General features: G+C 61.1%; 22 protein-coding genes. 9 read left to right on the top strand and 13 right to left on the bottom strand.

Going from position 1 to position 23,009, the window contains the following annotated elements; translation table 11 throughout:
• Nucleotides 1–12 precede the first annotated feature (12 nt).
• A complete protein-coding gene (gene dnaN / locus TSA66_RS21505; protein WP_040042848.1) occupies nt 13–1,119 on the bottom strand; it encodes a DNA polymerase III subunit beta in 1,107 nt (368 codons plus the stop codon).
• A 316-nt stretch (nt 1,120–1,435) separates the two neighbouring features.
• A complete protein-coding gene (gene dnaA / locus TSA66_RS21500) occupies nt 1,436–2,818 on the bottom strand; it encodes a chromosomal replication initiator protein DnaA (protein WP_040041457.1) in 1,383 nt (460 codons plus the stop codon).
• 489 nt (nt 2,819–3,307) lie between these two features.
• On the opposite strand from dnaA, the gene rpmH reads away from it, so the two are divergent.
• The 5 genes from rpmH (at nt 3,308) to mnmE (ending at nt 7,303) form a co-directional block, all read left to right on the top strand.
• Nucleotides 3,308–3,442, top strand: coding sequence for a 50S ribosomal protein L34 (gene rpmH, locus TSA66_RS21495; RefSeq protein WP_040041456.1), 135 nt, complete (start codon nt 3,308–3,310; stop codon nt 3,440–3,442).
• Between the two features lie 30 nt (nt 3,443–3,472).
• The gene (gene rnpA / locus TSA66_RS21490; RefSeq protein ID WP_040041455.1) at nt 3,473–3,847 is read left to right on the top strand and encodes a ribonuclease P protein component; all 375 of its coding nucleotides are present in this window, start codon (nt 3,473–3,475) and stop codon (nt 3,845–3,847) included.
• Nucleotides 3,844–4,098, top strand: coding sequence for a membrane protein insertion efficiency factor YidD (yidD, locus tag TSA66_RS21485; protein WP_040041454.1), 255 nt, complete (start codon nt 3,844–3,846; stop codon nt 4,096–4,098). The genes rnpA and yidD overlap by 4 nt, the downstream gene beginning before the upstream one ends.
• 30 nt (nt 4,099–4,128) lie before the next feature.
• The gene (gene yidC, locus TSA66_RS21480; protein ID WP_040041453.1) at nt 4,129–5,778 is read left to right on the top strand and encodes a membrane protein insertase YidC; all 1,650 of its coding nucleotides are present in this window, start codon (nt 4,129–4,131) and stop codon (nt 5,776–5,778) included.
• A 142-nt stretch (nt 5,779–5,920) separates the two neighbouring features.
• Nucleotides 5,921–7,303, top strand: coding sequence for a tRNA uridine-5-carboxymethylaminomethyl(34) synthesis GTPase MnmE (mnmE, locus tag TSA66_RS21475; protein WP_040042847.1), 1,383 nt, complete (start codon nt 5,921–5,923; stop codon nt 7,301–7,303).
• A gap of 11 nt (nt 7,304–7,314) precedes the next feature.
• Here the strand turns inward: mnmE and TSA66_RS21470 are convergent, their stop codons facing one another.
• From TSA66_RS21470 to TSA66_RS27160, 8 genes are all read right to left on the bottom strand, one after another.
• Complete coding sequence (locus TSA66_RS21470; RefSeq protein ID WP_040041452.1) at nt 7,315–7,581, bottom strand: hypothetical protein; 267 nt, start codon at nt 7,579–7,581, stop codon at nt 7,315–7,317.
• A gap of 108 nt (nt 7,582–7,689) precedes the next feature.
• The gene (locus tag TSA66_RS21465; RefSeq protein ID WP_040041451.1) at nt 7,690–7,896 is read right to left on the bottom strand and encodes a hypothetical protein; all 207 of its coding nucleotides are present in this window, start codon (nt 7,894–7,896) and stop codon (nt 7,690–7,692) included.
• 624 nt (nt 7,897–8,520) lie between these two features.
• Nucleotides 8,521–8,742: a hypothetical protein gene (locus TSA66_RS21460; protein ID WP_040041450.1), complete on the bottom strand. Its 222-nt coding sequence runs from the start codon at nt 8,740–8,742 to the stop codon at nt 8,521–8,523.
• 186 nt (nt 8,743–8,928) lie between these two features.
• Complete coding sequence (locus TSA66_RS21455) at nt 8,929–9,384, bottom strand: response regulator (protein WP_084199803.1); 456 nt, start codon at nt 9,382–9,384, stop codon at nt 8,929–8,931.
• A gap of 40 nt (nt 9,385–9,424) precedes the next feature.
• Nucleotides 9,425–10,540, bottom strand: coding sequence for a response regulator (locus tag TSA66_RS21450; RefSeq protein ID WP_040042845.1), 1,116 nt, complete (start codon nt 10,538–10,540; stop codon nt 9,425–9,427).
• 15 nt (nt 10,541–10,555) lie between these two features.
• Nucleotides 10,556–14,767 carry a PAS domain S-box protein gene (locus TSA66_RS25820; RefSeq protein ID WP_052452500.1) on the bottom strand — a complete coding sequence of 1,404 codons (4,212 nt, stop codon included), beginning with the start codon at nt 14,765–14,767 and terminating at the stop codon, nt 10,556–10,558.
• A gap of 84 nt (nt 14,768–14,851) precedes the next feature.
• Nucleotides 14,852–15,817 (bottom strand): lipoprotein, encoded by a 966-nt coding sequence (locus TSA66_RS21440; protein ID WP_040041449.1) that lies wholly within the window; start codon nt 15,815–15,817, stop codon nt 14,852–14,854.
• Nucleotides 15,818–15,977: 160 nt separating this feature from the next.
• Nucleotides 15,978–16,373 carry a hypothetical protein gene (locus tag TSA66_RS27160; RefSeq protein ID WP_157691746.1) on the bottom strand — a complete coding sequence of 132 codons (396 nt, stop codon included), beginning with the start codon at nt 16,371–16,373 and terminating at the stop codon, nt 15,978–15,980.
• A gap of 130 nt (nt 16,374–16,503) precedes the next feature.
• Between TSA66_RS27160 and TSA66_RS21435 the strand changes: the two genes are divergently transcribed.
• The 4 genes from TSA66_RS21435 to TSA66_RS21420 all read left to right on the top strand — a co-directional run bounded on the left by TSA66_RS21435 (nt 16,504) and on the right by TSA66_RS21420 (nt 20,022).
• Nucleotides 16,504–16,947: an RrF2 family transcriptional regulator gene (locus tag TSA66_RS21435; protein WP_052452690.1), complete on the top strand. Its 444-nt coding sequence runs from the start codon at nt 16,504–16,506 to the stop codon at nt 16,945–16,947.
• Nucleotides 16,948–17,102: 155 nt separating this feature from the next.
• Nucleotides 17,103–17,768 (top strand): response regulator, encoded by a 666-nt coding sequence (locus TSA66_RS21430; protein ID WP_040041448.1) that lies wholly within the window; start codon nt 17,103–17,105, stop codon nt 17,766–17,768.
• Nucleotides 17,765–19,135, top strand: coding sequence for an ATP-binding protein (locus TSA66_RS21425; RefSeq protein ID WP_040041447.1), 1,371 nt, complete (start codon nt 17,765–17,767; stop codon nt 19,133–19,135). The genes TSA66_RS21430 and TSA66_RS21425 overlap by 4 nt, the downstream gene beginning before the upstream one ends.
• Nucleotides 19,136–19,263: 128 nt before the next feature.
• Nucleotides 19,264–20,022 carry a hypothetical protein gene (locus TSA66_RS21420; RefSeq protein WP_040041446.1) on the top strand — a complete coding sequence of 253 codons (759 nt, stop codon included), beginning with the start codon at nt 19,264–19,266 and terminating at the stop codon, nt 20,020–20,022.
• Here the strand turns inward: TSA66_RS21420 and TSA66_RS21415 are convergent.
• From TSA66_RS21415 to TSA66_RS21405, 3 genes are all read right to left on the bottom strand, one after another.
• Nucleotides 19,979–20,569 (bottom strand): MOSC domain-containing protein, encoded by a 591-nt coding sequence (locus TSA66_RS21415; RefSeq protein WP_040041445.1) that lies wholly within the window; start codon nt 20,567–20,569, stop codon nt 19,979–19,981. The two genes, TSA66_RS21420 and TSA66_RS21415, sit on opposite strands and share 44 nt — an antisense overlap.
• A complete protein-coding gene (locus TSA66_RS21410; RefSeq protein WP_040041444.1) occupies nt 20,557–21,729 on the bottom strand; it encodes an MFS transporter in 1,173 nt (390 codons plus the stop codon). Before TSA66_RS21410 ends, TSA66_RS21415 begins: the two co-directional genes overlap by 13 nt.
• A gap of 61 nt (nt 21,730–21,790) precedes the next feature.
• On the bottom strand, nt 21,791–22,780 hold the full coding sequence (locus tag TSA66_RS21405) for a D-2-hydroxyacid dehydrogenase family protein (protein WP_040041443.1): 990 nt from the start codon (nt 22,778–22,780) through the stop codon (nt 21,791–21,793).
• Nucleotides 22,781–23,009: the final 229 nt, after the last annotated feature.

The raw sequence follows: 23,009 nt of genomic DNA, 5'->3' as shown, positions 1-23,009 counted from the left end.
CAAATGCGTCAATCAAATACGCATCGGCATCACGACGTACTTGAAGTCGGCGTTATCCGGTATCGTAATCAGCGCCGATGAATTGGCGTCGCCCAGCGCGACGTTCACATTGTCGCACTTGAGGTTGTTCAGCACATCGAGCAGGTAGGTAACGTTGAAACCGATATCGATGCTGTCGCCACCGTAATCGATTTCGAGTTCTTCCACTGCTTCTTCCTGATCGGCGTTGGTCGAGCTGATCTTCAGGCTGCCCGGGCTGATAATGCAGCGCACGCCCTTGAACTTATCGCTGGTCATGATCGCCGCGCGCTGCAGCGAATGCAGCAGCGTCTGACGGTCGATCGTGAAGTTGTTCTTGTACCCCTTCGGGATCACGCGCGTGTAGTCGGGGAACTTGCCCTCGACCAGCTTGGAAATCAGTTCGATATCGGCAAACGTCAGCTTCACCTGGTTGGTCGCGATTTCGAGGTCGACCGGGTTGTCCAGGTCTTCCAGCAGGCGCTGCAATTCCAGGATTGTCTTGCGCGGAATGATCACTTCCTGGCGCGCGAAATCCTGGTCCGTCTCGACCTGGCAGAACGCGAGACGGTGGCCGTCGGTCGCGACCGCAATCACATTCTTGCCGTCGACCACCAGCAGCATGCCGTTCAGGTAATAACGGATATCCTGCTGCGCCATCGAGAAGTGCACCATGTTGAACAGGTGCTTCAGCGTCTTTTGTGGCAGCGTGACTTTGGCGTTGAACTGCTCGGCTTGCGCCACCGTCGGGAATTCTTCGGCAGCCAGCGTTTGCAGCGCAAAGCGCGACTTGCCGGACTGGACCGTCATGCGCTTGTTGGCCAGCGTCAGCGACACATCGCCGGAGTCGGGCAGCGCACGCAGGATATCGAGCAGCTTGCGTGCAGCCACGGTAGTCGCGGCGATTTCAGGGCCGCTGCCGACATCGGCGTGCGTGGTGATCTGCACTTCGATATCGGTGGACAGGAAAGACACTTTTTCGCCGTCCTTGCGAATGAGGATATTGGCCAGAATCGGCAGCGTGTGCCGACGCTCGACAATACCGCTCACGATCTGCAAAGGCCGGAGTAGCGTGTCTCGTTGGGTTTTAACCAATTGCATGCTTTTGTCCTTGTAGTAATAGTTGAGACAATGCCTGGATGCGGGATAGCCGGAAAAAGGCATGTCTAAAAAAGGCAGACATCCACCGGTTTACCCAAGCCTCTATTTTGACAGAAAAGGCCCCTTTCCAAGACAACTAAGTGTGGGTTTTGCCCTCACTTCAAGCAGGGCAGGATCCGTTTATTTCCCTATGGCAACATAGCTGAAATACTCCAAAATACCGGTGCATTCCATGCTTTCGGATCGCCGGCCAGCCACTGCTCAAAAATTAAGCACAGGTCCTTACTTAGTTATCCACAAGCCAATAGGCAGCGTCTCATCCCTTCAATGTTTGTTCCAGTACGTGCAATTCATGGTTGACTTCCGGATTCTTGGAGCGGTCGGCGGCAATCTTGCGCACCGCGTGCAGCACGGTCGTATGGTCGCGGCCACCGAACAATTCGCCGATTTCCGGCAAGCTCTTTTGCGTTAATTCCTTGGCAAGGTACATCGCGATCTGACGTGGCCGGGCAATATTGGCTGGCCGCTTCTTGGAGTACATGTCAGCGACTTTGATATTAAAAAAGTCGGCGACTGTCTTCTGGATATTCTCGACTGATATCTGTCTATTTTGGACTGAAAGTAAATCTTTCAATGCCTCCTTGACAACATCGATCGTAATATCCTTGCCGTGGAAACGCGAGTACGCGAGGATCTTGCGCAGCGCACCTTCCAGTTCGCGCACGTTCGAACGTAAATGCTTGGCAACGAAAAATGCCACATCATCGGAAAACACGACGCCTTCGGATGCCGCTTTTTTCAGCAGAATCGCGACGCGCATTTCCAGCTCCGGCGGCTCGACCGCGACCGTTAAGCCTGAGTCGAAACGGGAAATCAGGCGGTCATCCATGCCGCTGATTTCTTTCGGATAAGTATCGCTAGTGATGATAATTTGTTTCTTAGCAGCAATTAACGCCTCGAACGCATAGAAGAACTCTTCCTGCGTACGGCTCTTGCCTGCAAAGAATTGAATATCGTCAATCAGCAGCATGTCCAGCGAGTGGTAATAGCGCTTGAAGTCGTCAAAACCCTTGCGTTGGTAAGCAGTCACTACGTCGCGAACATACTGTTCTGCATGAATGTAACGAATCCTGACGTTTGGCTTTTCAGCCAGCAGCTGGTTACCGATGGCATGAATCAAGTGGGTTTTACCCAGCCCCACGCCACCGTACAGGAACAGCGGGTTATAGGAAATGCCGGGGTTGTTGGCCACCTGAATCGCTGCGGCGCGCGCCAACTGGTTGGCCTTACCGGTCACGAAGCTCTCGAAGGTCAAGGCTTCGTTAATCTTGCTCTGGTCGCGGCGCGTCGTTACTTCCATTGCAATATCGACACGGTCATGTACTTCCGGCATGTCGACAATGGGACCGCTATGATTGGCAGCCGACGCTGGCATCGGCGCCGGCTTTTTGATGCCGGAGCGAGGATCGAGCACGAATTGCACATCGATCGGCATTTGCCAGTGTTCCGCCGCCAAAGTGGTAATGCGGCTGGCGAACTGAGTCTTCACCCAATCGAGCTTGAACCGGTTCGGCGCGGCGATGCGTAGCCGCCCATCTTCATAATCGAGCGGGACCAGCGGTTTAATCCATGCACTAAATTGCTGAGGCGTCAGTTCCTGCTCCAATCTTGCGGAGCAACTCTGCCAAAAATTTTCCATGAATTTCTTCTAATGATAGTGTGCGTGGAAACGGAACACGCGGTCTTGGCGCGCGCAAACCCGTTGCACAGACAATCCGCCATACACACGAACAAGAGAACTTGACGGTCTGTACGCGGGAGTACCAAACGGAGACGCCGGCACCAGGGAGTGTTCACACGGGAGCGGTATTCTAACTCCGGCAGGGCAAGTTATCCACAGGGCTCGTCATTTTCCTCACACAAAAAATGCTTGCCAATGTGGATAATTTGGGCGTAAGGAACCGCTGCTGAGAAGCAGCTTATTGCCTAGACAATGGTTTTATCCCTTGCGCCGGCGGCCATGCGCAGCCTTGTGTCCACAACCCGTCAATCGAATCTAAGTAATTGACAGACAAGCGGAAATCGGTGTCTAATTGCGGGTTCACTGCCTGTTGCGTTTTGCGCGCGCAAAACAAGAATGGGCTGACGTGATGATCCAACCCATTTTTGCTGATTAGCGAGACCAATAATGAAACGTACTTACCAACCTTCCGTCGTCCGCCGCAAGCGCACCCACGGTTTCCGCGTGCGTATGGCAACCCGCGGTGGCCGCGCTGTGCTCAATGCACGTCGCGCCAAGGGCCGCAAGCGCCTGGCTGTCTAAGCCAAGCACTGCCCCGCAAAAGCTGCTGGCGTGAGCGAAGCGTATTCACGCGACCGGCGTATCGTTAAAACGGATGATTTTTCATCCGTTTTTCGTTTACGGCCCGTGCAACGCAGCGCACATTTCGTGCTGTATGCCCGCCGCAACCAGTTGGATCGTGCGCGCCTTGGCGTCATTGCCGCCAAGCGCTTCGCGCCGCGCGCAGTCACGCGCAACACGATCAAGCGCGTCACGCGCGAATTGTTCCGCCAATCGGCCCTGCCGGCGATCGATTGCATCGTGCGGCTGTCCAAGCCAGTGAATTCGAAGGCTGGGCCGGCCACTACTGCCCGGCTCAAGACAGAACTGCGCAGCGAGCTGGCGCAATTGCTGCGCTCGCAAGCTATCCGGGAAGAGCGGCAATGAAAACACTTTTGCTGTTACTATTGCGCGCGTACAAGCTGGGCATCAGCCCCTTCCTCGGCCAGAATTGCCGTTTTTATCCGAGTTGCTCGGACTACGCCGCACAAGCGATCCGCGACCATGGCGTAGCTGCGGGCGGATTGCTGGCGGCGAAGCGCTTGTGCAAATGCCATCCGTGGCACCCGGGCGGACTGGATCCGGTTCCGCAGAACCCATCCGGCAAGCCGGCTGCGCCAGCCTGCCGCCACCGCTGAATTCCAGACTACTTTCTCATATATACACTTATGGATATCAAACGTACCGTTCTGTGGGTTGTATTCTCGTTGTCCCTGCTACTGTTGTGGGACAACTGGATGCGCTATAACGGCAAGCAGTCGATGTTCTTCCCGACGCCGACCCCGCAAACCCAGCCCGCTGCAAGCAGCACTCCCAAGTCGGACGTACCGCAGGCCAGCGCGACGACAGCGACACCAGCTACCGTGCCGGGCGCGGCAGCCCCGCTCAAGGGCGAAACCATCACCATCACGACCGACGTCATTAAGGCGCAGATCGATACGTTGGGTGGCGAGCTGAAGTACCTGGAGCTGCTCAAGCATAAGGACACCATCGATCCAAACAAGAATGTCGTGCTGTTCGATGCTGCGCAAAACCATGTCTATCTCGCGCAAAGCGGGCTGATCGGCGCGCAAGACATTTCCTTGCCGAACCACAAGTCCACCTTCGTCGCCCAACCCGGGCCGCGCACGCTGGACGGTAACAACGAGTTGCAGCTGGTGCTGGAATCCGAGCAGGACGGCGTCAAGCTGACCAAGACTTACGTGTTCAAGCGCGGCTCGTACATCGTCGACGTCAAGCATGCGGTGACCAACGCGCAGAATGCGCCGATCAATCCGTCGCTGTATGTGCAACTGGTGCGTGACGGCAACAAACCGGAAGGCGAATCGCGTTTCTACAGCACCTTCACCGGCCCGGCCGTCTACACCGAGGGGGAGAAATTCCAGAAGATCGATTTCAAGAAGATCGAGGAAGGCAAGGCGGAGCACGCGAAAAAGGCCGACAACGGCTGGATCGCGCTGGTGCAGCATTACTTTGTGTCGGCCATCGTGCCGCCGGAAAAAGCGCCGCGTGAAATCTTCACGAAGAAGCTCGACACCAACCTGTACGCCGTCGGCACCATCCTGCCGCTGGGCACGATTGCACCGGGCGCGACCAAGACCATGGACACGGTGCTGTATTCCGGCCCGGAAGAATCGGCCGTGCTGGAAAAAATTGCTCCCGGCCTGGAACTGGTGAAGGACTATGGCTGGCTGACCATCGTCGCCAAGCCGATCTTCTGGTTGATGAACCAGATCCACAAGGTGCTCGGCAACTGGGGCTGGACCATCATCGCGCTGACCGTCCTGATCAAGCTCGCGTTCTTCCCGCTGTCGGCGGCCAGCTACCGCAGCATGGCGAAGATGAAGACCGTGACCCCGAAGATGCAGTCCATCCGCGAGCGCTACAAGTCTGATCCGCAAAAGATGAACCAGGCGATGATGGAGCTGTACAAGACCGAGAAGATCAACCCGCTCGGCGGCTGCCTGCCGATCGTGGTGCAGATCCCGGTATTCATCGCGCTGTACTGGGTGCTCTTGGCCTCGGTCGAGATGCGCAACGCGCCTTGGCTGGGCTGGATCCACGACCTGGCCGCGCCCGATCCGTTCTACATCCTGCCGGTCGTGATGGCTGTGTCGATGTTCATCCAGACCAAGCTCAACCCGACGCCGCCGGACCCGGTGCAAGCCAAGGTGATGATGTTCATGCCGATCGTGTTCTCGGTGATGTTCTTCTTCTTCCCGGCCGGCCTGGTGCTGTACTGGGTCGTGAACAACGTGCTGTCGATTGCGCAGCAGTGGGTGATCACGAAGAAGATCGAAGGCGGCAAGACCGCGTAACGCCCGCCGCGTTCATGACAAGCCCGCGCCTTGCGCGGGCTTTTTACTTTACTGTGGTTAAAAAGCCATTCCGCTCCGGCTCTTGCATATTGTTGACGTACAGCAACAGCATTTGTCCCATGCGGACATTACAATCATTTACATGAATTACGACTCTTCCCCCATCGCGGCCATCGCGACCGCACCAGGGCGCGGCGGCATCGGCGTCGTGCGCGTATCCGGCAAAGACTTGAGCTGCGTGATGCAGGCCGTATGCGGCAGTACGCAACTGAAACCGCGCTATGCGACCTACCTGCCGTTCCTGAATGAAGACGGCAGCGCCATCGACCAGGGCATCGCGCTCTACTTCAAGGCGCCGCATTCCTACACCGGAGAGGACGTGCTGGAGCTGCAGGGCCACGGCGGGCCGATCGTTATGCAGATGCTGCTGCAGCGCTGCCTGGCGGCCGGCAAGGATATCGGTTTGCGCATGGCGCAGCCGGGTGAATTCACACACCGCGCCTTCATCAACGACAAGCTGGACTTGGCGCAGGCCGAAGCGGTCGCCGATCTGATCGAGGCATCGACCGAGGCAGCGGCCAAGTCGGCCTCGCAATCGCTGTCGGGCGTGTTCTCGAAAACCATCCACGACCTGGTCGACAAGGTGGTCCACTTGCGCATGCTGGTTGAAGCCACACTCGATTTTCCGGAAGAGGAAATCGATTTCCTCGAAAAGTCCGATGCGCGCGGCCAGCTCGAACGCATCCGCGCCAGCCTCGACCAAATCTTTGCGGAAGCCGCGCAGGGCGCACTGCTGCGCGACGGCTTGAACGTAGTGCTGGCAGGCCAGCCGAACGTGGGCAAGTCCTCGCTGTTGAATGCGCTGGCCGGCGCTGACGTGGCCATCGTTACGCCGATTGCCGGCACCACGCGCGACAAGGTGACGGAAACGATCCAGATGGAAGGCGTGCCGCTGAACATCATCGACACGGCGGGCATCCGCGACGCCGGCGACGAAGTCGAGCGCATCGGCATCGAACGCACCTGGGGCGAAGTGCGCAAGGCGGATGTGATCGTGCATTTGCTCGACGCTACCCGCGGCCCGACGCGCGGCGACGAAGACATCCTGGCACGTCTGCCGCACGACGTGCCGGTGCTGCGTGTCTGGAACAAGATCGACGTGTCGGGACACAAGCCGGCGATCGATCGCATGCCGGATGCGACGCACATCTACCTGTCGGCGTCGGAGCGCATCGGCATCGACCTGCTGCGCGCCGAACTGCTGCGGGTGGCGGGATGGCAGCAGACTGGAGAATCGCGCTTCCTGGCGCGCGAGCGACACTTGCTGGCGTTAAAGGCGGCGCGCGATCATCTGGAGATGGCCGCGCTGCATGCCGCCAAAGATAGCCAGATCAATGACGCCGCGCTCGACCTGCTGGCGGAAGAATTGCGGCTGGCGCAGGAGCGCTTGAACAGCATCACCGGTGAATTTACATCGGATGATTTGCTCGGCGTGATCTTCAGCCGCTTCTGTATTGGAAAGTAAGCCGGCGTAACTTATTTGTTGCCGGCGGCGCTCTTGGGCTGCGTGCTCTGGCCGGTGTCGCCGCTGCTTTGCGCAGCGGCTTGCTCGTTGGCTTGCTTCTTGGCCTTGTGGTGTCCGATCGCGCATCCCGCTGCAGCGCCTAGGGCACCGTGTTTGCCGGCCACATGACCGGCCACGCCGCCGACGGCCGCCCCCTTCAGGCATCCTTTGGCACTGGCGACGCCAGGCGCCATGGCCAACGAGGCCATCATGGATAGTGCGATAAGCTGGGCTTTCATGCAAACTCCTTTTCACGGTTTAACGTCGGCCGCATTGCTGCGGCAATCGATACGTTAGACCTTGCCAGAGAATAAAAGCTCCATGGATCATTGGCAAAAAGTACGGGCTTAGCGTTCAGTCGATTTTCTGGAGGGGCTCAGTTTCGATTTGCGGATGGCTGACTTGCGCGCCTCGACCACACCCTTGAGGGCAATCGCCAGCATTTCCATACGCTGCGGCGCCGACACTACCTTGGAAGTTACACCATAAGCGCGAACTGCCTTCTCCAAGTTGCGGAGCGCGCGCAGTTCTTCATGAAATTGATCGTCAAGCATCGGTATAGGTCCCGGAAAGAATAAATCAGAAGAAGCCTAGACCATGATTTCAAGCAATTGTTCCTTCATGGAAAGCTTATCGCCGCCCGCTGAAGCGACACGAGTTCTTTCCTATCAGGAACTGAGTTAAGTCAACGCCTCAGCCGATTGGAGTGCTTTAATAAAAACACAACAATCGGGCTATGCGCTCAAAGGAGACAAGATGCTGGCTGCACTGATTTCTTTGCTTGGGGTCCTCGTCACGGGCACGATTGCCGCCAGTTTTATTCTGGCAGTCATCAAGCTGGACCGGCTTGACGATATTTCTTAACGCGCGGGCTGCTTGCCTTGATTTTGATCAGAGGAAAAATTTCCTTTAGGATCATCCAGTTAGCATCCATTGCCCTGCGTTATCCACAACATTAACCACAGCAAATGTGGGCAAGTGGCGGGACTGAAAACACGGGGAGGGACCTACCATGCACATGGGATGGCCCAAGGCCAAGTTCTTCGATATATTGAATTCCGTTTCCTCCTGTTCTTCGTGAATCGGACTGATCCGCACTGCGCAAGCAGTGCGGTTTTTTTTGTCCGCCGCTGAAACGAGGTGCTGCGGGCCGACCGGCCTGCCACGGCGGCAAGGCTCTATGCCTCGAATTCGGCCAGGATGCGATGCGCCAGTGCCTTGGCTTCTTCCAGCGCCTCTTCCGGGCTGTCCGATACCGCGTCGACGGTGTGTTCGGCATCGTCGCTGCCGGCGCCGCTTTCCCGACTGATCATGACCACGCCCCGGTATTTGCCATCGGAGAGTTCCTGGATATCGGCTTGCGCCACCCAGTTTGCCTTGGTGTACTTCACTGCAGCCATAGTGCCTCCTGCTGAATTTCTCGGTTAGGACTATGGAAACGGCCAGATGTTCGTCAAGCGCGCGGCAGAGTGTGCCTTGATTTTAATCAACAGGAGAAATGCCTTGCAAATCATGAAGATAAGCATGGTTATTCATGCTTATCCACAATCTTGACCACATCAAATGTGGGCAGTTCGGGCCGGCGTTCACGCCTGGCTGGGTGCAGGGTCGGATTGCTGCGGCAAAACGGTCTGGGCAGCGCGTTGCGCGGCAGGCTGGGCGAGCACTTTCGCGACCGCCTTTTCGACCGTGCGCAGCAGGGTTTCGGGATTGAAGGGTTTGACGATGTAGCCGCAGGCTCCGTGCTCGACGGCTTCCATGACGGTATCCCGATCCTTGTTACCGGTCACCATCAGCACTTCAATATGCGGTGCCTGCGCCTTGATGCGCTTTAAGACTTCCAGCCCGCTCAGGTCGGGCATCACGACGTCGAGACAAACGATGTTCGGCTGCAGCTTTTCGATCAGCGCCAGACCAATCTGCCCTTTGCCCGCCTCGCCGACGACATGATATTTGCTGGCGTTGAGGAGATGACGCATCATCGAGCGGCTGATATCGTTGTCGTCGATGATGAGGAAGGTAACGTCGTTCAGGGTGGGCATGGCGATCCCTTGTTGATATTGCTGTCAGGCAATTATCTACTCAAAATTCGTCTTCGTCATCTCTGAACTGTTTGGCAATATCGCGGAACGATGCCGCGACCTCCAGGAAGGCGTCGAGCACGTCCGGATCGAAATGCGTACCGCGGCCTTCCTTCATGATGCCGACCGCCTTCTCGTGGCTGAACGGAGGCTTGTAGATGCGCCGCGAGATCAGGGCGTCATACACGTCGGCCACTGCCATCAGACGCGCCGCGATCGGAATGGCATCGCCTTTCAAACCCTGCGGATAGCCGCTGCCATCCCATTTCTCCTGATGCGAATAGGTGACCTCGCGCGCAAAGCGCAGGAAGTCGTTGCTGCCGCCGAGATATTTTTCCAGCGACACGATCGCGTCGCGCCCGTACACGGTATGCAGCTTCATGAGCTCGAATTCATCGGCATCGAGCTTGCCGGGCTTGAGCAGGATGCGGTCCGGCACGCCGACCTTGCCGATGTCGTGCAGCGGCGCCGACTTGAACAGCAGCTCGATGTTTTCCGGCGTGAGCTGGCTGCAAAAGCGCGGATGCGCCGCCAGCCGGCGCGCCAGCGCGACGACATAGTGCTGGGTGCGGCGGATATGGTTGCCGGTTTCGTTGTCGCGCGTCTCGGCCAGCAGGGCCATGGCCAGGATGGTCGCGTCCTGCATCTTGACCAGCTCCCGGGTGCGCTCGGCGACCAGATGTTCCAGGAGCCGGTTCTGGTCCTGCAGGCACAGCCGCACATGGCGCAGGTTGATCTGGGTCGCCACGCGCGAGCGCACGATGGCCGGGCTGATCGGCTTGGCGATGTAGTCGGCGGCCCCCAGGCTCAACCCCATTTCCTCGTCTTCCGGACGGATCTTCGCGGTCAGGAAGATTACGGGAATGTCGGCCGTCGCGCGGTCGGCCTTCAGGCGCCGGCAGGTTTCGTAGCCGTCGAGTTCGGGCATCATCACGTCCAGCAGGATCAGGTCCGGATGCGGCGCGGCACAGGCGATCTGCAGGGCCTTCATGCCGCTGGTGGCGATCTTCAGCTTGTACTGGTCCTTGAGCAGCGCCGACAGCAGGGTGATGTTGTCGGGCGTGTCGTCGACGATCAGGATGGTCGGCTTCGGTTCGAGGTTGCGCGGGCTGTTCATGTTCTGGCTCATCCTTTACACGGCATAGCCGCCCGCTTTCGCGCCGCTGGCCAGCGCGTCGAGTGCGGCGTCGAAATCGTATTGCCGGGCGGCGCGTTCAATCAGCCGGCAAGTGTCGTCGTCCAGTGCAGCCGCCAGCAGGGCACCGCCGCGCTGCAGTACGTCGAGCGCTTCGCTATCGCACTGGCGCAGCAGCAGCGCAAACTCGCTGATGAGTGCCTGCGCCTCATCACGGTCGACCGCTGCGCTCGCGGCCGGGCGCGCCTGCCCCGGCGCGACGGATTTGGGCAGCGCGGCGGCGATTGCGTCGAACAATGCGCGCATGACCGCGTCCAGCTCATGCAGCACGGGCTGCAACTCGTCCAGCAAGGCGCCACCGCGAATGCCGGCTTCGATCCTGGCCGACAGCTGCTGCACCTCGGAAGCGCCGAGCAAGCCCGCCACGCCCTTCAAGGTGTGCGCCATGCGCTCGGCCAGCACGCGGTCCTGTTCCAGCGTCTGGCGGATGCCCGCCACCGTGTCGCGCTGCCCTTCGCAGAAGCGTTCCAGCATCTCCAGATAGAATGCGCGGTTGCCCAGCGTGCGCGACAGACCGTCCTGCACGTCGACCCCCGCGATGACCAGCTCCGGCTCGTCCGCGCCGCCGGCCTGCACCGCCGCGCCTTCATCTTGCAGCACCACGTGCTGCGGGCACCAGCGGCCGATGGCGCGGTAAAGTTCCGACGGACTGATCGGCTTGGTCAGGTGATCGTTCATGCCGGCGGCAAAGCAGCGGTCGCGCTCCTCGGCCATCGCGTGCGCGGTCATCGCCACCACCGGCAGGTCGGCGAAGCGCGCGTCGGCGCGCAGCCGGCGCGTCGCCTCCAGCCCATCCATTTCCGGCATCTGCACGTCCATGAACACCATGCCGTAGTGCCCGGGGCCGGCCGCCAATAGTTGGTCCAGCGCGATGCGGCCGTTGCCGGCGACGTCCACGGCGATGCCGGCCAGCTGCATCAGTTCGCCGGCGATCTGCTGGTTGATTTCGTTGTCTTCCACCAGCAGGACGGTGAGGTTGTCGAAGCGCGGGGCGCTCTCGCCATTGCGCGCCATTTCCATCTGCGCGCTCGGCACGAACAGTTCCACCATGGTGTCGACCAGCACCGACGCGCTTACCGGCTTGGTCAGGAAAGCGTCGGCCTGCACGTTCTCGAGGCGAAAGCGCGCCTCGTCGCGGCCGGCCGAGCTGAGCAGCACCATGCGCGGCGGCGCCGCCAGCGTGGCGTCGCTCTTGACGGTATCGATCAGGTCGATGCCATCGATGCCCGGCATGTGCAAGTCAGTAAACACCACGCCGTAGGGGCGCTCGGCGTCGGCCAGGTGAATCATTTCCAGCGCCTGGGCGCCGCCGGCGGCGAGATCGATTTCGAGCGGTAGCGCCGCCAGGCTTTCGGCCAGCACCGCGCGCGCGCTCGGATTGTCGTCCACCAGCAGAACACGCATGCCGTGGATTGCCTGCGGTGCATGGTGCGCCCGCTCCGGCGCTTCGGACAGGCCAAACCAGGCGGTGAAGCAGATGGTGGTGCCCACGCCCGATTCGCTATCGAGCCAGACCGTGCCGCCCATGAGTTCGACCAAGCGCTTGGTGATCGACAGGCCAAGGCCGGTGCCGCCGTATTTGCGGGTGGTCGATTCGTCGGCCTGGGAAAAAGCGCGAAACAGCCTGGCGGTTTGCTCGGGCGTCATGCCGATGCCGGTGTCGCTGACCGTAAACTGCAGCTGGATCTTGTCGGCGCTGGTGTCGACGCGGCGGCAGGCGAGCGCGATTTCGCCCTGCTCGGTGAACTTGATGGCGTTGTTGATCAGGTTGATCAACACCTGCCCGAGGCGCAGCGGATCGCCGATCAAACCGCGCGGAATATCGAGCGGAAAGCGGAACAGGTATTCCAGCCCCTTTTCGTGCGCCTTCGCGCCGGTGACGGTGGCCACGTTGGACAGCACATCCTCGAGGCTGAAGCTGACGTACTCCATGTTCAGCTTGCCGGCCTCGATTTTGGAAAAGTCGAGAATGTCGTTGATGATGCCAAGCAGCGAGATGCCGGCGCTGCGGATCTTTTCAACGTAGTCGCGCTGCTTCGGATTCAAGGCGGTGCGCAGTGCCAGATGCGCCATGCCGATGATGGCATTCATCGGCGTGCGGATTTCATGGCTCATGTTAGCCAGGAACATCGACTTGGCGCGCGTGGTTTCTTCGGCCTGCATGCGCGCCAGCTCGGCTTCCTTCAGCTCGCTCTGGATCTGCAAGGTCTCCAGCCGGATGCGTTCGGCCACGCTGTGCTTCAGGCTGTCTTCGAGGATCTTGCGCTCGGTGACGTCGGTCATGAACGACAGCGTGGCGGGCGCGCCTTCCCAGTCGATCATCACCGCCGACAGCTCGACCCAGGTAGCATGGCCGGTCTTGCCGTTGACGACGCGGAACTGGTAGTGCTGCTCGGCCGGCTCGCCGCGCAGACGGCGCGTGTGGTGGTCGAGCACCAGCGGCCGGTCGTCCGGGTGGATCGCGGTCAGAAACGGCACTTCGAACAATTCCTGCTGCGTCAGTCCGGTCAGTTCCGTCAGGCGCGGATTGGCGAACACGATGCGTCCGTGCTGCACCACCAGGATGCACTCGGTGACGTTGTTGACCACCTGCCGGTAATGCTCTTCCGACTTGTTCAGGTCCGCTTCGAGCTGGCGACGCTTGGTGATATCCATCACCACCCACACCGTGCCGTGCGACAGGTCGGTGCGGTTGACGGCGCGCCCGGACAGGTAGGCCCAGAACAGGCTGCCGTCTTCGCGCCGCAGCGGCATTTCGATTTCAAACGAGGCGCCGCGAGCCACCGCCTCGGCGACGGCGGCACCGGTTTGCAGATAGGCTTCGCGCGACGGGTAATACGGTTCGAGCGAGCGGCCGAACGGGTCACCGTGCTCGACGCCGAAGATCTGGAACATCGCGCTGTTGGCCCAATGCACGCGCCCGGCGGCATTGAGGAACACCATGCCGACGATGGAATGCTCCAGGATCGTTTCGCGTTCATCGAGCGTCTGCTTGAGCTTGTCTTCGAGCAGCTTGCGCTCGGTGATGTCGTTGATGAACGACAGCGCCGCCTGCCGGCCTTCCCACTCGATGGTGACGGTCGACACCTCGACCCACGAGGTGTCGCCGCTGATCCGGTTGTTGACGCGGAAGACCGCGCGCGGATCGACGTGCTCGCCGCGCATGCGGCGCAGATGGCGCTCGATGACAAAGGCCTTGTCGTCGGGATGCACATCGACCAGCAAGGGGCGCCCGATCATCTCCTGCGGCTGGTAGCCGGTCAGCTCCAGCATGCGCTGGTTGGCGAACACGATCTTTCCATCCTGGCTCACCAGGATGCCTTCGATGGCGTTGTTGACGACTTGCCGGTGATGTTCTTCGGACTTGACCAGCGCTTCCTGCTGGCGCCGGCGCTCGCTCTGGTCGTACAGGAAGGCCAGCACCGCCGGCTGCCCCTCCCAGTCGATGCGCACCACGCTCGATTCGACCCACAGCGCGCTGCCGCCCCTGCGGACGATGCGAAACTGCGCATAACGCTGCTGCGACGCCTGGCCATCCATGCAGCGCCGGTAATGCGCGTTGACGGCATCGATGTCGTCGGCGTGGATCACGGCTGTCACCGGCATGCTCTTGAGTTCGTCGAGCGTGTAGCCGGACAGCTCGGCGGCGCGCGGGTTGCCGTAGATGAGGGCGCCGGCCTGCACCACCACGATCGCTTCGCTGACGTTTTCCACCACGTCGCGATACAAGTCGCGGGAGCGGCGCAGCGCGATGTCCTGGGCGGCCTGGCGCTCGTCGATGTCGGTAAACGTCAGCACCACGCGGCGCGCACCGGACGACAGGGTGATCGGCTTGAAGCTGACGATGGCGGTCAGCAGCGAGCCGTCCTTGCGCCGGAGGCGCCATTCGTCGGCCACCTTGGGCGACTCGGCAAACAGGGCGGCGATGAAGCGCCCGGCATACGACGCCACCTGCGGCGGCGCCAGCAGCGTCCACGGCGCGCCGACCACTTCCTGCATCGCGTAGCCGGTCATGCGGCAAAACGCCTGGTTCACCTTGAGGAAGCGGCCGTCTTCATCGAAAAAGCAGATGCCGACGCCCGCTGCCTCGAAGGCAACGGACATCAGCTCGCCGTCGTCGCACGACGGAATGATCGGATTGAGGGTCATCGTGCCGCCCACGCCTCTGATATTGTAAAAATTGACTCAAGGAAACAATATCAGATTCGCCGCCCGGCGGCATGGAATAGCGGCTTACTGAGTCGTAAAAGACCAGGAGCGGCTGACCGGCACGCCATCGATCGTGCCGGCGAACTGCACGTCGTAGGTGGTGCCGTGGGCCAGCGGACTGAGCGGGATGATGGCGGCGGCCGACGGCGAAGCATGGCTGTCGACGGCCACCGCAGGCGTTTTCGGATTGGCCGCACCCACAATTAACTGCACGGGCACGTCCGCGCCGCCGCGCGGGCGCACGCTGAAGCTGTCGACCAGCACGGTCGATACGATATTGGCATGCACGCTGATCGGATAGCCGACTTCGTTCCGGTCCGGCACGGGGTCGGGCGACTCGTTATCGCTGAAGAAGTTGACCGGCACGCGCTGCTGCTCCGGGAACGGATAGGTCACGACGCCAGCGTGAGCCAGCCCTGCATCGAGGCCGATGGCCGCGAAATCGCTGGTGAAGTAGGTCGAGCCGCCGTTCACCGATGCCGCACCCGCGCCGGCTTCCTTGAACATCGGCTCAAACACGAGAAAGCGATGATAGATCGCCGCGATCAAGTCCTCCGCCGCCTTGAAACCGGAGGTGCTGGAAGTGCTGGAGATGACTTCACCATAGGCATAGTTATCATGCGGCAGGGCATAGCCGGCGGCGGCGAGGCGGTCGCTGACTTGCACGCCGGTGAAGCCGGAATTTCCTTGCGTCTGCTCATGCGTGATGACGTTGTTGATCTTCTGGTAATTGGAATGCCCGAGCGAGGCGACATCGATCTTGCCGTTGCGCGTCATCGCCGCCAGTCCGAGCTGTGCGCGGCGGAAGTTGAACCAGTTGAAGCCATCCGTTGCCGTGTCGCCTGTGGCCTGCGGCGCGCTCGGGTCATTGGTGGCAGCCGTTGCCGCCGATGGCGAGAGTGTGCTGGAATCGCTGGTACCGCCGCCGCATGCGGCAAGAACGAGCGCGGCCAGTAATGCAGAAAGTGACAGACGGATGGATCGCCCCATTAAATATTCCTCAAGAAAAAAGTAGCGCAGCAGACGCAATCGCGACAACGGAATCGTCGAGTTAGATGGGTGTCGGCGTGTTCAGTTGCAAGCCGTGCGGAAAATTGTGTGCAATCGAGATGTGGCCGATCTCGTCTGATTACCTTCACAACGCTGTGCCTCAGGCCGGTGCCGGGAAGCAGACTGCAAGGGTTCGACAACAAATGGCTGATCGACCATAGGCTGCCGCACCTGTGCGCGGACTCGAACCGGCATGCGTGATGAATACGTAAATAAAAAATGCAGCCAAGCTGCCGCTGTCGGCGTGCGTGTGGTTGGGTGACGGCGAGGAATGCCTGTGCCACAAGCGCAGCGCCAAGAAGATCCTGCGTATCAGGCTAATGGCCGCAACCATGCCATTCTGCTTCACGTTTTCCGCGACACACGGCACAGATGCGTTCGTGCCGGGCATGCACACGATCAGCGACGATGCTCCACCGGTTTCGATGCAGCTCACCAGCGCGTGCGCACCGGAATTGCATCGTCCGGGCGGGGCCAATGCCCCGGTCAGCGGCATGCATCCGGCAATGGCTAAAAGCCAAGTAAGCCAGTCGGGAATTCGCTTGAGTTCGGAATTTCTTGATCGACATCAAGTGAAAAGGGGTATTTCCTATACATACAATAGGGGAAAGGTCCATGGAATCGACATGCAGCTTACCCAATATACGGATTACTCCCTGCGCGTGATGGCGTATCTCGCGCAGCTCGGCAGCCAAACCACGATTTCCGAAATCACCGACTATTTCGGCGTTTCGCGCAACCATCTCGTGAAGGTGGTGCACAACCTGGCCCGGCACGGCTTGATCCGCAGCACGCGCGGCAAGGGCGGCGGCATCCAGCTGGCGCGTCCTGCCGACCAGATCTTCCTGGGCGAAATCGTGCGCATCACCGAGCCCAATTTCGACCTGGTGGAATGCTTCGATCCGAAGGGCGATTGCTGCATCGTGAGCAAGCAGTGCGGCTTGAAGAACCCGCTGATCGATGCGCATCGCGCCTTCATGGCGGTGCTCGACCGCAGCACGCTGGCCGAAGCGGTGCATACCACGGCATGGAAGCCGATGACCCTGCATACCAAGCCGCTCCTGGCTTAGGCCCCAGACTCAACCTTTCCTCTCACGCATCGCACGCCACCGTCCCGCAGGCGGCATCGCGCCTCAGCCGCCAAGGCGCTTCCCGCCTCCTCCCTGGCTTAAGTTAAGCTTAAGATAGATAAGCGATAAAGCGGGCTGGAGGCAAAGGAAGGCACATGCGTGTATTACTGGTGGAAGATGACGCCTTGCTCGGCAACGGTATCGAAGCCGGCCTGAAACAGGCCGGCTTTACCGTCGACTGGGCCAGGGACGGGCGCGCGGCGCAACTGGCGCTGGAGACGACCGAATACGAGCTGGCCGTGCTCGACATCGGCCTGCCGCGCCTGTCCGGCATGGAGCTGCTGCAGCAGTTGCGCCGGCGCGGCAGCGACTTGCCGGTGCTGCTGCTGACCGCGCGCGACACCGTGCGCGACCGCGTGGCCGGTCTGGAGGCGGGCGCCGACGATTACCTGGTCAAGCCATTCGACCTGGCCGAATTGATCGCGCGCATGCGCGCGCTGTTGCGCCGGGCCCATGGGCGCAGCGTCTCGGTGATCCGCTACGGCGACCTGGTGGTCGAGCCGGACAGCCAGTGCGTGCTGCGCGGCGATGATCGCATTCAGCTGTCGGCGCGCGAATGCGCGATCCTGGTCGACCTGCTGGAGCATCGCGGCAACGCGTTATCGCGCGCGCGGCTCGAAGAAAGCCTGTATGGCTGGAACGAGGAAGTGGAAAGCAACGCAGTCGAGGTGCATGTCCACAACCTGCGCAAGAAGCTCGGCAACGATCTCATCAAGACCATCCGCGGCGTGGGCTACCTGATCCGGAAAGAGCCCTCATGAGGCGCCTGTCGATACGGCGCCGCCTGCTGGCGCTGCTGCTCGGCAGCCTGTCGCTGGTATGGATTGCGATGCTGGCATTCGCCTATGCTGAAATGCGCGAGGAAGTCGGCGAGCTGGCCGACGCGCATATGGAGCAGAGCGCGCGCACCCTGCTGCTGCTTGATCTGCAACGATTGCAGCTGCTGTCCGATGCGGGCAGGGTGCATCATTCCAGCCACCGCCCCGATCACCACTTCAATGATCACGATGGTGACGACGACCATGCGCAACATGTCGATTTCCAGCTGTGGAGCCATGATGGCGCGCTGCTCATGCGCGGCCCCGGCTCGCCTGCTGCCGCATTCGACGCGCGCGACGGCTATCGCACGCTGGAACTCGATGGCGGTTCATGGCGCAGCTTTGCGCTGCACGATCCCAAAACCGGCTATCAGGTGCGCGTGTTCGAGCCGATGGGCATTCGCACCGGCCTGCTGCACAAGCTCGCCTGGCGCATGGCCCAACTGCTGTTGCCGGCGCTGCCGATCCTGGCGCTGCTGATCTGGATCGGCATCGGCCGCGGCTTGCAACCGCTCACGGCGATGTCGCGCGCCATCGGCGCGCGCAGCGCCGGCAACTTGCAGCCGCTGGCGCTCGAGCGGATTCCGGCCGAAGTACAGCCGCTGGCCGATTCATTGAACAATCTGCTTGCCAGATTGTCTCAATCCATCGACAGGGAGCGCTCATTCACCGCCGATGCGGCACATGAACTGAGAACGCCGCTGGCTGCCATCAAGGTGCAGGCCGAAGTTGCACTGGCCGCGCAAGAGGAACGACAGCGTACCGAGGCAATCCAGCAAGTCATCGCCGGTGTTCACCGTACCACCCACCTCGTCCAGCAATTGCTGTTGTTGGCGCGCCTCGATCATGCCGATGCGGCAATGACCGGGCCGGTCGATGTGGCTGCAATCGCAACGGAAAGCGCCGCGCAGCTTGCCGGCGAAGCCGAGCGCCGCGGCATCGAACTCGAGATGGCGACGCACGGCGCGTGCCTGCTTGCAGCTGATCCGACCGCCTTGTCGGTTTTGATCGGCAACTTGCTCGACAACGCGATCAAGTATGGCCGCGACGGCGGGCATGTGCTGCTGCGCGTCGAACGCCAGCCGGCGAACGTGGTCGTAAGCGTGCAAGACGATGGCCCCGGCGTTGCGCCGGCCGAGCGTGCGCGCGTGACTGACCGCTTCTATCGCGTCAGCGGCAGCGGCGTGGAAGGCAGCGGGCTCGGCCTGTCGATTGTGGCACGCATCGTGCAGCGCTACCGCGGCACGATCGACATCGGGGACGGATTGCATGGCAGGGGGTTGGGGGTGAGTGTTTCCTTGCCCGCCTGAAAGATGATTTGTCGCGGCGAATGGTTTACAGTTTGTCGCATGCCTCTTCACCTGCGTTGCCGGCTGTACCGCCGGCATTTTTATTGATTTGAAGACAGCATTCGCATTTTAGGATTGCATCGATATTCATGAAGCCTGTTGCACCCGGCACCGTTATTTTTCACCGTCATCGCGGCTATGGCGTCGTTACCTCGGTCAACCTGTTGACCGGCTGGGTATCGGTGCGCTTCGGCGACGAAGTGCGCACGCTCGACCTGAACCTGTCGCACGACGAACTGCAGCACGCCGACGGCGAGCCGATCCGCTTTCGCCGCGACGCGCCCGACCGCATGCCGCATGCGCGCCTGATGGCGATGGTGCGCGAACTGCATCGCGCCGGCTATCAGCAGCTGTACCTGTACAGCTGGCCGAAACCGTCCGGGCTGCATTGGCGCTGGCATTTGTTCACCGGCCAGCGCAACTGGATCGAGCGGCCGTGGCGCGAAGGATGGTATGGCTCGGGCGCGGATTACAACTTCAATCCGATCATGGGCTGGGGCGATGTGCCGGGCGCGACGGCACAGGAGCTGGCGCGCTCGCTGGCACAGTTCGACCCGCACGGACTGGCGCAGGCACTGCGCCGCGACGAGGACCACAGCGCATGGTTCGATGCCGTGTGCGAAGCGCTGCTGCCGAATTACGCCTACACGCTGGGCTGGGATATGCGCGACGGCCCGGTGCCTCAGCACCTGCCCGTCATCCCGGTGCGGCGCGGCGTGCCGGCCTATTCCGGGCCGCCCTTGCCGTGGCCGCCCGGATGGGCGAGGCTGTGGACGGGCGGCAGCGCGCTGGTGGCGACCGGCTTCAAAACAAATCCCGCTGGCGCCCCTTCAGACGTTGTTCGTTGACCTGCGCAATCGACACATTGCGCGTGCCGGGCAGCAACGTCACGGCATCGCCTGTCGCGATTTCCCCTTCCTCGATCACGCGCAGGTAAAAGCCGGTAAAGCCGGACTGCGTCATCATCTTCACCGCATGGGAAAAGCCCATCTTTGCGGCGAACTTGTAGCAGGGCCGACGCGGCTCGGTCACCTGCAACACGGCGCTGCCAACGTGCAGCCGGTCGCCAACCCAGACATCGCGCTCCAGGAGACCCGCCAGCGTCAGGTTCTCGCCCATGGAGCCGGGCGGCAGCGGCACTTCGCGCTTCAGCGCGGCCAGCCGCTGCGCTGCCCAGAATGCGTAGTGCTCCGACGGATACGCATACACCGCCTTGTCGAGCCCGCCATGCACAGTCAGGTCGGCCTGCTCGTCGCCGGCCAGGCCTAGCCGCTTCACGCGCACGGCGTCCGCCACCGGCTGCTTGTGAATCGCCGTCATGATCCGATGGTCGCGCTCCGACTGGCGAATGAACATTTCGCCGACGGCGGCCAGATTCACGCTCACGACTCGCATATCACTCCTTCAAATTTCCTGCGGCGCGCCATCTTCGCCGCCAGCTGCGACACCAGAATCGCCAATGCCATCGGCACGGCCCCGTAAAGCGGCAAGTCGGCCGTGCCGCGCGACGATACGATGATGCCGCCAATGAATGCGCCGAGCGCCTGCCCGAGGTAGATCGCCGAGGAATTCAGCGCCACCGACGCCGACGCCAGGGGCGGCGCCATCGCCACCAGCCGCGCCTGCTGCGCGCCGTTGACGGCAAAGCAGCCCAGTCCCCACACCAGCGTCAGCGCCACCGTCAGCGGCAGCGAGCCGTATGTGAACGGCCACAGTGCAATGGCGCTCAGCATGCAGGCCATGGCGGCAATGCCGACGCGCACCGGACCGATACGGTCCATCACGCGCGCGCCGAGCACATTGCCGATCACGCCGGTCATGCCAAAGCACAGGAACATCATGCTGATGACGGCGGGCGTGGCGCCAATCGAATTCTTCAGCCCCAGCGCGAGATACGAAAACACGGTGAACATGCCCAGCGCCTGGATGGCGGTGACCGAAATGGCCAGCAGCAGGGGCGTATTGACAAACAGTGCCTGCCACGCTGCGCGGTCCATCGGCGCGACGAACAGGCCGCGCGGCAGTTGCAGCCACACGCCGGCGGCGAACAGCGCCGCCAGCAAGCCGACCAGCCCCATCGTCGGACGCCAGCCGATATGCGCGCCGAGATAGGCGCCGATCGGCGTGCCCACCACCGCCGCGATCGACCAGCCGAGAAATACCAGCGCAATCGCCTTGCCGCGCTGTTCGGGCGGCACCATCAGGCCGGCGGTCGCCGCCGCCTGCGCGGTAAACAGCGCCGCGCCGACGGCCGTGACCATGCGCGCTGCGAGCAAGGTATTGTAGCCGGGCGCGCCGGCGGCGATCAGGTGCATGGCCGCATACAGCAGCAGCGCTCCCGTGAGCAGTGTGCGGCGCTCGATGGCGCTGGTCCAGCTGGCGAGAAACGGCCCGCCGATACAGATCGTCAGCGCAAATGCCGAGATCAGCATGCCGATGGCCGCCGGCGACGTGTGCAGGTCGGTGCTCAGTTCGTTGAGCATGCCGGGCACGATCATCACGCCGGTGCCGATGGCGAAATTGCCGAGTGTCAGGGACCAGAGTCTGGATTGCATGAACGCTCCTTGAGGGGAGCGCCCAGTGTAGCGAAAAGTGAACGGGCGTGCCGAAAGCAGCTTAATGCGCCAGCGCTGCCGGATTCAGCACATTCTTCGGCTCGCCCCTGGCGAAATCGATGATGTTCTGGAAGGCCGCGCGGAAATACAGCTCGTAGCTATCCTTTTCGACATAGCCCAGATGCGGCGTCGCGAGAACATTGGCATAGCGCAACAGCGGTGAGTCGGCCGGCAGTGGTTCGGTTTCGAACACGTCAAGCGCGGCAAAGCCTGGCTGGCCGATGCGCAATGCCATCTCGAGCGCGCCCGGCGCGACCAGCTCGGCGCGGCTGGTATTGACGAATAATGCGCTTGGCTTCATGCGCGTCAGGTCGGCTGCCGTGACGATGCCGCGCGTGGCGTCGTTCAGGCGCAGGTGCAACGACAGCACGTCGGCTTGGGCAAAGAATGCCTCCTTCGACGCTGCCGCCCGGTAGCCGTCCTGCTCGGCCGCCTGCCTGCTGGCATCGCTCCCCCAGATCACGACATCCATGCCGAACGCGCGGCCATAACCGGCGACCAGCTTTCCGATGCGCCCATACCCCCAGATTGCCAGCGTTCTTCCCTTCAAGACGCTGCCCAGCGTATTGAGTTCGGGCATGATCGAGGCGGTCTGCCACAAGCCTTCGCGCAAATGGGTCGCGTACGGCACGATTTTGCGCATGGCGGCCATGATCAGCGCCCAGGTCAGTTCTGCCGGCGCAGTCGGGTCGCCGACGCCCTCGACGATGGCAATGCCGCGCGCGGTGGCCGCCGCCACGTCAATGTGGCCGGAGACCTTGCCGGTCTGCGAAATCAGTTTTAAATGGGGCAGCTTGTTGAGAAGCGCGGCGGAGAGCACGGTGCGTTCGCGAATCAGCACCAGCGCCTCGAACACGCCTAGACGTACCGCAAGCTGCCCGAGTCCGCGTGCACTATTGTTAAATATCTTTACATCGTGGCCGTCGAGCAGACGGAAACAGTCAAGGTGGCGCACGCCATCCTGATAGTCGTCGAGAATGGCAATTTTCATATCCGATTTAAAATCCAGTCATATTTACGTAATAAAGCAACAGATATGGAGCAGACACCAATGACCTACTACAAAACTCAACAATTATTCCTACATTTGTGTTGTAAATCATTGAGTTAAGAGGGAACAGCGGTGTACAATCGGCCCCTACTTCTTGCATCCTTTCTTACAAGAATGCAAGCCCACCAGCCTGGACATTATTCCATTTTTCGGGCTGCGCAGTCGCCGT

The sequence above is a fragment of the Noviherbaspirillum autotrophicum genome (assembly GCF_000818395.1).
In the GTDB taxonomy this organism is placed as follows: Bacteria; Pseudomonadota; Gammaproteobacteria; order Burkholderiales; family Burkholderiaceae_D; genus Noviherbaspirillum; species Noviherbaspirillum autotrophicum.
This window is presented reverse-complemented; position numbering and strand designations above follow the sequence as displayed.